Origin of the sequence: Amygdalobacter nucleatus, assembly GCF_029167365.1 — a bacterium.
GTDB lineage: Bacteria > Bacillota > Clostridia > Saccharofermentanales > Fastidiosipilaceae > Amygdalobacter > Amygdalobacter nucleatus.
Genome location: NZ_JARFNM010000001.1, coordinates 102866 through 115326 on the forward strand (window position 1 = coordinate 102866; position 12461 = coordinate 115326).

At 42.2% G+C, this 12461-nt stretch carries 7 protein-coding genes; 1 reads left to right on the top strand and 6 read right to left on the bottom strand.

Going from position 1 to position 12461, the window contains the following annotated elements; all coding sequences use genetic code 11:
- Positions 1–249: 249 nt before the first annotated feature.
- A complete protein-coding gene (locus tag PYS62_RS00455) occupies positions 250–1743 on the bottom strand; it encodes a C1 family peptidase (protein ID WP_066714935.1) in 1494 nt (497 codons plus the stop codon).
- 339 nt (positions 1744–2082) lie between these two features.
- Here PYS62_RS00455 and PYS62_RS00460 point away from each other — a divergent pair, with 339 nt between their 5' ends.
- Entirely contained in the window at positions 2083–2706 is a 624-nt protein-coding gene (locus PYS62_RS00460) for an ECF transporter S component (RefSeq protein WP_066714940.1), read from the top strand.
- Between the two features lie 102 nt (positions 2707–2808).
- Here PYS62_RS00460 and fusA read toward each other — a convergent pair whose 3' ends face one another.
- The 5 genes from fusA to rpoC form a co-directional block, all read right to left on the bottom strand.
- Positions 2809–4881 (bottom strand): elongation factor G, encoded by a 2073-nt coding sequence (gene fusA / locus PYS62_RS00465; protein WP_066714942.1) that lies wholly within the window; start codon positions 4879–4881, stop codon positions 2809–2811.
- A gap of 138 nt (positions 4882–5019) precedes the next feature.
- The gene (locus PYS62_RS00470; RefSeq protein WP_066714944.1) at positions 5020–5892 is read right to left on the bottom strand and encodes a metallophosphoesterase; all 873 of its coding nucleotides are present in this window, start codon (positions 5890–5892) and stop codon (positions 5020–5022) included.
- A 49-nt stretch (positions 5893–5941) separates the two neighbouring features.
- Positions 5942–8089: an excinuclease ABC subunit UvrC gene (locus tag PYS62_RS00475; RefSeq protein ID WP_066714946.1), complete on the bottom strand. Its 2148-nt coding sequence runs from the start codon at positions 8087–8089 to the stop codon at positions 5942–5944.
- Between the two features lie 119 nt (positions 8090–8208).
- Positions 8209–8460, bottom strand: coding sequence for an HPr family phosphocarrier protein (locus PYS62_RS00480; RefSeq protein ID WP_066714948.1), 252 nt, complete (start codon positions 8458–8460; stop codon positions 8209–8211).
- A 54-nt stretch (positions 8461–8514) separates the two neighbouring features.
- Entirely contained in the window at positions 8515–12105 is a 3591-nt protein-coding gene (gene rpoC, locus PYS62_RS00485) for a DNA-directed RNA polymerase subunit beta' (RefSeq protein WP_066714950.1), read from the bottom strand.
- Positions 12106–12461 lie beyond the last annotated feature (356 nt).

Genomic DNA, 12461 nt, shown 5'->3' on the forward strand with positions numbered 1-12461 from the left:
TCTATTTCCTCAAATCCTAAAAGTAAAAATATGCACCAATCTCAGGTCTTTTCGCAAGTCAAAGCATGCTCATTCTAGTCTAAACAAAGTTAAATTTCTATCTTGCAAATTTTTAAGAGCTTGTAACTTATAGCCTAATAAGCGCTAAAAAGCCCCGATGCAAGCTTGCACCGGAGCATAATTAAGCTTTTCGAACTATCATCAACCATTAAATGTAATTACAGCACTTAACTGTATTACCTAATTACATTACTTGATTGGCTGGCAGATCATCTTCCAAGGCTCAACTACAACTGGCTCTTTCTTTAAGCCGGCCAAAATGTCAGCTGAAACGTACTTCTTGTTGACAATCACTTGGTAAGTGTTAGCCTCGAACCACTTCTGGCTCATGCTAAACACGCCCTTGCTGCCCATATCTTCGCCCCAGCTATTCTCGACCTTCCATTTTTTGACAGAGCCATCAGCATTAAGATCTACGCCGCAGAGCAACATGGCATGATTGAGCTGAGTCTCGCCGATAATTGTGCGATCTTTCTTAGAAAACTCGCCAACTTCCGTCAAGATCAAATCTGTTAGGTAAGTTTCATCATCTAACAAACCTTTTTTGCGGTCAGAAGATTTGCCCACATCGCAAGCAAACCACATTGGTTCACCAGCCTTGATGGACTTAACAGCCGCCTGGGTCAACTCACTCATTGGTGCTAAGAGTTGGGCCAAACCCTTACCCTCCATCACAACTTGAGAATATTTATAAGTCAAAACTGTACCATCAGGGAAACGCTCAGTTGGATCATTCGTCAAAACAACCATATCTTCAAGTGGCAAGCCGCAATACTTTTCATAGAATTCCTTCGGGCTTAAGCCTGTGATAGTTTGTTTCTTCTTATCCTTATCTGTGTAAGCATAATTAACCACTGTTGGTGGCACGCCTAGAGCCTTCACACAAATGTTGTAAACCTCGCTCAAGCAAGCATTCTTCTTTGCCCGCATCTCAGCCAAAAATTCACAACTTGGCTCGCCTTGTTCAGGATACTTAGCCTCATAAGCATGTCTCATCTGCATAGCTGTCCGCATCAAGCGCTCGTTCAAGGCCTCCACCAAAACATGAGTATTGGAAGAGTGATATGTCTCAGGCATACAGGACTTTGGGACAACGCCATATTTGGTAACCAAGTCAGCGTACCATTCAAAGAAGCCACCGTCATTAGCGGCATTCTCTTTGACGTAACTAAAGTCACGGCTATAAACATCCTTGTCCAAAGTAGCGATAATGTTCTCCAAATAAGTGTTCGATTTCTCTAATTTCTCATAGAAGCAAAGATAGTTCTCGGACAATTCAAAATCGTCCAAATGCAAAGTTTCCATGATGCTCACACGCGCTGAGTTCAAAGCGGCAAACAACCAGCAACGACCTGATTGCTTCTGATTCGTGGTATTGCCGCGCTTCGTCTCGTTCGAAAAAATAAAGCGATCTTCACGCAAAACATTGTTGTTAAAGCTAGCTTCGTTGATACCTACGTTAGCAATTGCGTTAGCTACCATGCTATTGCCCTTATTTTTAGCAAAATCAGTGGCAAACTTGCTATATAAATCACTAGTTATGGTCTGTTCACTTGTCAACGCCTGCAAATTAGGTAAAGTATATTTTTTTAGTCTAATTGCTTTTGCCTTTTTGGCGCAAGTTTTCTTTGTGTCTGTTTCTTTCTTTTCTTCCGCTTCACTGGCGGCTAAAAATTGAGCCATGCTTTCCACCTCATATAATATTTGCCCTATTTTAGCGTATTTGGCCTACTTTGTCATGCTAAGTTCACAATTTCTGTAGTTCATCAGTGCTAATTTCAAGCCTAAAACAAGCTAAATTTCGCTGACAATAAGCCATTGTTGTAACGCCACTTCAAGTTAGCTTAAATCAGCAGCTGTCAGGCTCAAAGCTAAGTTCGTTAGGACTAGGTCCTCGGGTGATTTCATTCAATTTTCACAAACTAGCTTCCCTAACTTGTGCAATGCTGTATAATCATGCTTAAGTTCGTTTACAGCTCATGACGACGAACACATTAAATTAGAAACGGAGGGTATTTGTTCATGCCACAAATCCCTAATTCAAGCAGCGAAAAGCGTTCTGACGTTATGCTGTTCCACTTGGTTCTCGCCGCCTTATTTGGAGCTCTCAGTTATGTCGTCTTTGCATTCATGCGTGTTGACATTAACATCGGTCTCGTCAAAACATCATTCCACGCTGCTAACACAATTGTTGTGCTGTGTCCTTTATTTGCAGCCGCGCCTTTTGGTCTTTTAGGACCAGCTTTGGGCCTCTTTCTCTCTGATGTTTTCACCGGTTATGCGCATGTGGCAGCCGAAACATTCATCTTGAAATTTTTGATGGCTTTAATTACTTATAGTTGCTACAAACGTTTGCAAAAAAGCTCACTCGCTGGCAACACTCTCTCAGATAAGCACTGCTTCTTTAACGCTAGCTTGTCCATGGGTGCTGGCTTGCTGTTCAACTTAGTCTTTGCTCCTATCTCTAGCTACCTTTATCACCGCTATCTCTTAGGCGTGAATACAGATGCAGCCAAGATTTTCATCAAGATCACAAGTGGTGTCGTCTTGTTCAACGCCATCTTATCTTTGGTCTTAGGCGTCATTCTTTACATCGCTCTCTATAAAGCTTTGAGCAACAGTAAGTTAAAGAATTTGTTCAAGTAATTAGTTTTATTTTAGTTACAAAAATTTGAAAAGCAGCTTAGTTTTAAGCTGCTTTTCTTTTGTTCATAAATTTATCTAGGCAATAGATAAAAATTTCCAATATTATTCGGCATCTTTCGTCTGCCGTTTGCTAATCACCTTATCAGCATATTCTTTTGGCATCTGCTCATAGCGTAAGAAGTCGATTGTGTACCAGCCACGGCCCTGCGTCATTGAACGTAAGTCAGTAGCATAACGAGCCATCTCGCTAGTTGGTACTTCACACGAAATCACGCTAAACTCGCCCTTGTGTTCAATACCAACGATGCGGCCACGGCGCTTATTAATATCGCCCATGACATCACCCATGTTGTTCTCAGGCACATGCACTTCAACTTGTGAGATAGGTTCCATCAAAACTGGTGAAGCTTTCTCTAAACCAGCTTTGTAAGCTAATGAAGCGGCAATCTTAAATGCCATTTCAGATGAGTCAACTTCGTGGTAAGAACCATCAACCAAAGTAGCCTTCAAATTAACTACTGGATAGCCCGCTAAAATACCACTCTGGCAAGCTTCTCTTAAGCCTTTCTCAACAGCTGGGAAGTAATTCTTTGGCACAGCTCCACCGAAGACTTTCTCTTCAAAGACTAATTCTTCTTGCTCTGGATTTGGTTCAAATTCGATCCAAACATCACCGAACTGACCATGACCACCTGATTGTTTCTTGTGGCGGCCTTGAGCTTTAACTTTCTTACGAATTGTCTCACGATAAGGCACTTCTGGCTCTTCCAAGCGAGCAGACACTTTGTACTTGTTCTTCAGCTTGGAGACCAAGACATCTAACTGCATCTCGCCCAAACCAGAAATTATCATCTGTTTGGTCTCTTTATTCGTATGATATGTAAAGGTTGGATCTTCTTCTCTCAGTTTAGCCAAGCCTTGTGCAATCTTCTCTTCTTCGCCCTGTTTCTCTGGGAAAATAGCCATACTCAAGCAAGGGACTGGCAAAACGATGGATGGCAAGCTAAGTGGCTGGCTCTTGTCTGACAACGTGTCACCTGTCTGTGTTTCGGTCAATTTGGTCAAAGCGCCAATGTCACCAGCTGAAACTTCTTGTGTTTCATATTGCTTCTTACCAACTATGAATGACAAGTTCGCAATTCTCTCTTCTTTCTCGCGGTTAGCGTTGTAAACAGTTGAACCATTCTTCAATTTACCACTGTATACACGGAACAATGAAATCTTACCGACAAATGGGTCAGCGATGGTCTTAAAGACTAAAGCAGCCAAAGGGCCGTTCGGATCTGACGTCAATTCAACATTCGTGCCATCTGGCGTCAAAGCTTGCACAACTTTGTGTGTAGCATTTGGGAAGTAGTCAAGTAAGAGGTCTAATACAGACTTGACGGCCAAATTCAGAGTCGATGAGCAAACGAGAATTGGCAACAAGTGACGATGCAAAATGCGCTCCTGCAAGCCGGCTTTGAACTCTTCTTCTGTAAACTCATCACCGTTGAAGAATTTCTCCATAAATTCATCAGAACTCTCAGCAGCTTGTTCAACTAATTCACCGTGATATTGCTCCAACATATCTACTAAGTCAGCTGGTACATCACAAGTTGTTAAGTCGCCGTTCTTGGCGAAACGATAAGCTGTCTTGGTTAAAACATTGACAAAGCCGACAAACTTGCGATTCTCGCGAATTGGTAACATGAACGGCACAATATTGCGTCCGTACTGGTTCTTCAAATCGAGTATGCAACGTGAGAAATCAGCATTCTCATCGTCCATGCCATTGACTAAGAAGCCATATGGGATGCCTGGGCGTTGCAGATAGCGAACAGATTTCTCTACGCCAACTTCAATACCGCTCTTGGCACTAACCAAAATCAAAGCTGAACCAGCTACGCGCAAAGCTTGTTGCACTTCACCCATAAAGTCGAAATCACCTGGCGTATCGATAAAGCTTAAAACGGCATTGCGCCACTCACAAGAAGCAACGGAGGTATTAATCGTTATATGGCGACGCATCTCTTCAGCGTCAAAGTCCATAACCAAGTTACCTTCATTAGATTTGCCCATGCGGTCAATATTGCCACAGTTAAAAAGCACAGCTTCAATAAAGCTGCTCTTACCGCTACCGCTATGTCCTAATAGAGCTATATTACGCACTCTGTCTGCTGTATACTTTTGCATTTGTCATAACCTCCTTGAATCACTCCAAATCTACATTCAATTATAATGCAGTCTATTTTGTTAAACTAGGGGTAATGGCTCTAATTTTTTTACGATGTTTTTGTACAAATTGCACAATAAATATTGCATTTTAGTCGCTTAGCGAACTTCAAGCGGTGCAAATGAAAGTGCATCAGCCGAGACCAAACTATACTTAATATTTGCTTTTTCGCCCGTAAAAGCTTCCTTGATACCTAAGCCGTGTAGGTGTCCGTAAAGCACATGAACCTGCTTAAATATTGCGGCTAATTCTTGATAAAATTGCGTATATTTGCTTGTCTGATAGGTTTTTAGAAGTGGAGGATAGTGGCTCAAGCCAATTAGTTCAAGCTCACTAGGTACAAGTTTAAGCATTTCCAACAGTAATAGGCCCTGTTCATAGCTATAAGTTAAGCGCTGAAATTCTCTATAAGCCAGTTCTGCATCATGTTGATCGTTAAATTCAGGCTTCAACAAATAGCCCTTGCACCCAATGAGCAAATAAAATTTGTGCTTGTTTAATTTGGCTCGCTCAACTTCCTTAATCGCAGCTGCTTGTTCAGCCAAATTGGCTCTAAGTAAGGTGTCTGAAGCGTAAATCAGCGGATATTTATCTGATATTTGCCTATCTGCGTCTGCTCTAGCTTGACTGATTAGATAGGCGTTATTCTGCATAAAATATAAGCTTGACCAATTTTCAGCTTGAGCTAAATTGCGCATTTTGTTCAGAGTTGACCACCAATAATCATGATTACCTCTAAGCAAAATTTTCGAACCTGGTATGGCAGCCAAAAAAGCTAAATCTTGTTTGGCTTGTTCTAGTTTGCTTGCCCAAGACAAGTCGCCCGGTAATAGTAAAATATCGTCATCCTGCATTTTATCGAGGCAATTTTGCCTGATTTTGTCTGGGTGCTTATGCCAAATTGAGCCAAATTTGTCCATCGGCTTATTGCTGTTGAAGCTTAAATGTGTGTCACTTAAAGCAAAAATCAAAGTTTAATCCTCTTTTCAGCTATGTTTGGTCCTTTTGGCTAGCCTAAATTCACTGGCGCAAGCGATAGTATTCGTAAATTTGTTCGGCATTATTGTGGCTGATACCTTTAACTTGTTCTAATTCAGCTACACTTGCTAGCTTAACAGCTTCCGTCGACTTAAAATGCTTGAGCAAAAGCTGACATTTCTTCGGTCCAATGCCTGGTATGTCCTGTAACTCATAATGCAAAATCCGCTTCTTCTGCAATTTGCGATAGTAGTCGTTAGCTAAGCGATGCACCTCATCTTGCACTTTAGTGAGTAAACGCAACAAATTCACCGCCTCCTCGGTACTCTGCTTAGTTCCATTCTGGCTCGTTAGGAAAATGTCCGTCCCTTTTCTCTCCACGTTCAAAGCAGGCATCAATTCTAATTGCTCACCTTCTGCTGTCAGTAAAGCTCTAGTTTCATGCTTATCATTTTTGACCATACCTGCAATTTTGAGTCGCTTGCTGATTGACTGCCTCGACCAATTAAAGTTTTGCTCCAAAGCCTTTAATACCGCTTGCTGATGTCCACGCCCACCATCTAACAAAATTAAATCTGGTTCGCTCTCCAAATTATCAGCTTTTTTGAGAAGCTCCATCGCTCCTGGCTTGGCAAGCGAATTTACTGCCTCTAAAGTGGCTAAATGTTTCAAACGCCTGACAAGCACGGTTGACATAGCCAAATAGTCATCTTGCTGGTTTTGGTTGGGTAATTTGAACAGCAGGCTATTTTTGGGTGTATAAACGCCATCAATAAAGCAGACCATCGCTGCACAGAGATCATCATTTCCCAAGTTTGCCACATCGTAAGCTTCGATGCGATGCGGGATAGTTTTCAGATTATTTAACTTTTGCAAGCTCAACAGCGCTGTCTCTCGGTTGCTAATTTTGCTACCAAGCATCAAGAGCTTCTTACTTAAAGCCTCTCTAGCATTATTCAGAGCTAGCTTGCCCCATTCATAGCGTTCACCGCGCTTAGCTTGCTCAAAGTTACACTTTTGGCCAGTGATAGCTATGAAGTCACGTTTTAGCTGTGCTAAAATGCTTTCATTCAGGGAATTTGCGAGCAATATGTTAGGTGGTTTGTTGTCAATTTCGGCATAGTGTTGGCTAAAAAACAGCTCTAACAGGGCCGTGACAGACTGTTCATCTTCCGTCAAGCTAGCTAAGCTACCAGTGCTTTTATTAGGTAGCAGCGCCACTTCTTTAGAAATTGCTTTATCAGTTTGCATATTTGAACTTGCGTCTACATCAGGTAATTTCTCATCACTCCCGAACAAGCTGTAACTTAAATCTTCGACTGAAATAAAGAAATTGCTAGCGCCTGTGATTTTACCCTGGCGAATCTCCAGCTTCTGAATACAATAAAGCAAATTTTGCTGACAAATAGCTAAAACATCCAAATCGATTGCTTGCTGACTGACAATGCGCTGCGTTGCGTGTAAGGCTTTCAGAGCAAAGAGCCTGTCTCTAAAAAAAGCAGCCTGTTCAAACTTGCCTTGTGAAGCAGCCTCATTCATAGCCTCCGTTAAATAGCTTAATACACCCTGTGTATCGCCATTCAGATACTTACAGACACGTTCGATGACTTTAAGATAATCATCCCTTGTCGCTACTTTGCAGCAAGTGCCAATGCACTTACCAATCTGATAATTCAAGCAAGGTACAAAGCGTTTCAACTTAGAAGGATCGCAGCTTGCAAGCGGGAAAATCTGTTCCAAGCTCCTTAACGCCATCTGCAATTGACTGTTCAGATAAGGCCCGTAGTATTTAGCTCCAAAGGCCCGATCACTTCCGACACGATAGGCCTTCGTCACCCTAGGCCAGCTTTCATTCAAAGAAACTTTGATATATGGATAGTCGTGATCATCCTTCAAAAGAATGTTGTAGAACGGTTGATGGCGCTTAATTAAATTCGATTCAAGAATTAAAGCTTCCTGCTCATTTTGGCAAATAATGTACTGAAAGTCATAAATTTTGGCTATCATCATGGCTACTTTCAGGCTAGGTTGCGACCTATTATCGCCAAAGTAACACTGCAAGCGATTTTTCAACTTAATTGCCTTGCCAACATAAATCACGCTCCCCTTGGCATCGTACATGATGTAGACACCTGGGTTTTTGGGCACCAGTTTTAATTTTTGCTGCAGATATGCTTTACGTTTCGTCATTTATTGCTACCGTTCATTGCTAAAATATGGAAAAAGGAGCACGGCGACCTAAGCACACAATTGTACTTCAATCACGGCTCCCTTTAATTATCAGTTTTAAGCAGAAATCAGATCAAGTCCTACTTTGATAAATAGCCAACTAAATCCTCAATTGCTTCATTCTCATCAGCTCCATCACATGTAATTGTGATTTCACAATCGTCTTGCATGCCTAATGACATCATGCCCAACAAGGACTTGCAATTTGCCTTGCGGCCATTGGTTTCCAAACTGATATGTGATTGATAACCACTGGCTTTTTGAATCAAATTTGCAACTAATTTCATTTGCTCATTAGCATGACAATGAAACTTCACTACCTTCTGTACCATACAGTTCCTCCACGTTCACAATAATAACTAGGCATAATTAGCATGTCAATGTAACTACACTAATTTGGCTTCGTGTTCTTTTACAGTTTCCAACGTAGACTCAAGAATTTCACGGTTATCCTCGACCACTGGCACTGGCACTAACTTGCGATAACGTTTCAAGCCTGTACCAGCTGGGATCAATGTACCAATAATCGTGTTTTCCTTCAAGCCACGCAATGTATCGCTCTTGCCTTTGCATGCAGCATCGGTTAAGACACGGGTTGTCTCTTGGAATGATGCAGCTGACAACCAACTCTCTGTTGCCAAAGAAGCCTTCGTAATACCGAGCAACTCACGTGTGCCCTTAGCTGGAGTCTTGCCTGCAGCAACAGCCTTTTCGTTAGCTTCTTCAAAGTCCATAATGTCGACCAAGTTACCTGTTGGCAAGTCTGTCTCGCCTGGATCATCGACGCAAACCATACGCATCATCTGACGAGCAATGATTTCAACGTGTTTATCGTTAATCTCAACACCGTTGTTCTCATAAACTTTGATAACTTCAGCGATGATATAGCGTTGTACAGCCTGAATACCACCAACTTTGAGAATATCATGTGGATTAATTGAACCTTTAGTGATCAAATCACCTGGTTTAACATGGCTACCATCTTGAACATACAAGGAAGCTGCGTAAGGAACAGAGTAAATCATTTCTTCGCCACTCTCGGAATGAATGGTAATCTCACGTTTACGCTTGTTAGCTGAATCTTGGATAGAAACAACACCCTCCATCTCGCACATGATAGCTTGGCCCTTAGGTTTACGAGCTTCGAACAATTCCTCAACACGTGGCAAACCTTGTGTAATATCATCACCTGAGTTAGCGATACCACCAGTATGGAATGTACGCATCGTCAACTGAGTACCAGGTTCACCGATAGCTTGTGCAGCCACGATACCGACAGCCTCACCGATAGAAACTACGGAAGCGACAGCCAAATCTAAGCCATAGCAACGAGCGCAAATACCATGTCTTGCATGACAGGTCAAAATTGTTCTGATAAAGCAGGACTTAACGCCCGCATTCTCAATTGTTTCAGCCAATTCTGGGCCGACTAAAGTGTTAGCGAAAGCAAGCACTTCGCCAGTCTTTGGATCTAAGACATCCTTACCTAAGTAACGACCACTCAAGCGATCCTTCAAAGGCTTCAAGATACGTTTAGCTTCTGTATCTGTACCAGCTGTAATTGCACTAACTTCAAAGCAATCTGTCGTACCGCAATCTTCTTCTGTGACAGCAACATCTTGGGAAACATCGACCAAACGACGAGTCAAGTAACCAGAGTCAGCTGTCTTCAAAGCCGTATCAGACAAAGCTTTACGCGCACCGTGGGATGAAATGAAGAACTCCAATACGTTCATACCTTCACGCAGGTTAGACTTGATTGGGATTTCAATCGTACGACCTGACGTATCAGCCATGTTACCACGCATACCAGCCAACTGTTTGATCTGGGAAATAGAACCACGCGCACCAGACTTACTCATCATGTTGATTGGGTTGTACTCATCCAAGTTTTCTTCCAAAGCATGGGTAATTGTATCGGTTGTTTCACGCCAGACTTTAATCGTTGCATTACGACGTCCTTCTTCATTCAGCAAGCCACGACGATATTGCTTAGCGATGAACTCAACCTTCTTCTCAGCTTCAGCCAAGTACTTCTGCTTAACCTCAGGAACATCCATATCGAAGATACCGATTGAAATACCAGCTGTGGTTGAATTCTTGTAACCTAAAGCCTTGATCTTATCCAAAGTCTTACTTGCAATTGACAAACCGTTCTTACGGATACAACGGTCAATGATTTGCTTCAATTTGCCCTTGTCAACTAAGAAATCACATTCAGGTACGCAATAATTCTCTGGCTTGCTACGATCCACAAAGCCTAAGTTCTGTGGAATGATGGAGTTGAAAATCAAGCGGCCATAAGTTGTTTCGACAAGTTGTGTATGTTTTTGGTGATTTACTTCGCAAGTCAAGCGCACCTTTATCTTGCAATGCAAGCCCAAATCATTGTTAAAGTTGGCCATTTCAGCTTCTTCAATTGAGCTATAAACATTGCCCTCACCTGTCTCGCCTGGCTTCAACATTGTTAAGTAATAGCAGCCCAAAATCATATCCTGAGATGGAACTGTAACAGGCTTACCATCTTGTGGTTTCAACAAGTTGTTAGCAGCCAACATCAAGAAACGAGCTTCAGCTTGTGCTTCTGGTGTTAATGGCAAGTGTACAGCCATCTGGTCGCCATCGAAGTCGGCATTGAACGGTGTACAACTCAATGGATGCAACTTAATTGCACGGCCTTCAACCAAAACAGGCTCATAAGCTTGAATACCCAAGCGGTGCAATGTAGGGGCGCGGTTCAAGAGAACAGGATGGTCTTGAATGACCTCTTCCAAAATGTTCCAAATTTCATCGTTAGCACGCTCAATCAAACGTTTAGCAGCCTTGATATTCAAAGCTAAGCCGCGCTTAACCAACTCACGCATAACAAATGGCTTAAACAATTCGATAGCCATCTCTTTTGGCAAACCGCATTGATTCATCTTTAATTCAGGACCAACAACGATTACGGAACGACCGGAATAGTCAACACGTTTACCTAAGAGGTTCTGACGGAAACGACCTTGCTTACCTTTCAAGACATCAGACAAGCTCTTCAAAGGACGATTACCAGCACCTGTAACAGCTCTACCACGACGACCATTATCGATCAAAGCATCGACAGCTTCTTGCAACATACGCTTTTCATTGCGCACGATAATTTGTGGAGCGCCCAAACTGAGCAACTTCTTCAAACGGTTGTTACGGTTGATTACACGACGATACAAATCATTCAAATCAGATGTGGCAAAACGACCACCATCCAACTGAACCATTGGTCTTAAATCTGGTGGCAAAACAGGCAAGACGTCCAACACCATCCATTCAGGACGATTGTGTGAGTCTAAGAAAGCCTCGACAACTTGCATACGCTTTATCAATTTAACACGCTTCTGACCAGTTGCATCCTTGAATTGTTCTTTCAATTCAGCAGCCAACTTGCGCACATCAATCTCTTGCAAGAGTTTCTTAATTGTTTCAGCACCCATACCTGCTTTGAAAGCATTACGACCATATGTTTTAAAAGCTTCGTTGTACTCGCTATCGGTCAAAATCTGCTTATAAGCTAAGTCTGTTTCACCTGGATCTGTTACGATGTAGGAAGCGAAATAAAGCACACGCTCCAAATTACGTGGGGTAATATCCAAAATCAAGCCCATACGGGAAGGAATACCACGGAAATACCAAATGTGCGAAACAGGTGTTGCGAGCTTGATATGGCCCATACGCTCACGTCTGACTTTACTTGATGTAACTTCAACGCCACAACGATCGCAAACAATACCACGATAACGTACTTTCTTATATTTACCACAGTGACATTCATTATCCTTGGCCGGTCCGAAAATACGCTCACAGAACAAACCGTCGCGCTCTGGTTTTAATGTGCGGTAGTTAATAGTTTCCGGCTTCGTCACCTCGCCACACGACCACTCCAGAATACGTTCTGGTGAGGCCAAATGAATGGAAATAGATTCAAAAATCTGATCTGTAGCCATAGCTTACTCCCTTCCTAGTTTTCATCCGACATAACAGAGTTATTCATAGATTTCTTGTTAGCTTCGTTGACGCTGTCAACTGCTTGCTTCATAGACTCTGTCAACTCCATATGTTTTTTACGCTCAATTTCATTCTCTTCAGCCAAAGTCTTGTCTGTTTCCAAGCGTAAATGCTGATAACGATTCATTCTGTAAAGTTTCTTCCGCTCATCTGAATCGCTGTTTTCATCAGTATCTTCTTGATTAGGATCAGACAACATAGCCTTCTCTTGCTCCAATTGAAGCTCAGCAAAGCCGTTAGCCTGTCTAGCGTTAGCCTCAGTTGTAATCACAGGAATGTTGTTGATAACTTTCTG

Coding starts and splice junctions, on each gene's coding strand:
- PYS62_RS00455 (WP_066714935.1), bottom strand. CDS start 1,743: ATGGCTCAATTTTTAGCCGCCAGTGAAGCGGAAGAAAAGAAAGAAACA.
- rpoC (WP_066714950.1), bottom strand. CDS start 12,105: ATGGCTACAGATCAGATTTTTGAATCTATTTCCATTCATTTGGCCTCA.
- PYS62_RS00475 (WP_066714946.1), bottom strand. CDS start 8,089: ATGACGAAACGTAAAGCATATCTGCAGCAAAAATTAAAACTGGTGCCC.
- PYS62_RS00460 (WP_066714940.1), top strand. CDS start 2,083: ATGCCACAAATCCCTAATTCAAGCAGCGAAAAGCGTTCTGACGTTATG.
- PYS62_RS00480 (WP_066714948.1), bottom strand. CDS start 8,460: ATGGTACAGAAGGTAGTGAAGTTTCATTGTCATGCTAATGAGCAAATG.
- fusA (WP_066714942.1), bottom strand. CDS start 4,881: ATGCAAAAGTATACAGCAGACAGAGTGCGTAATATAGCTCTATTAGGA.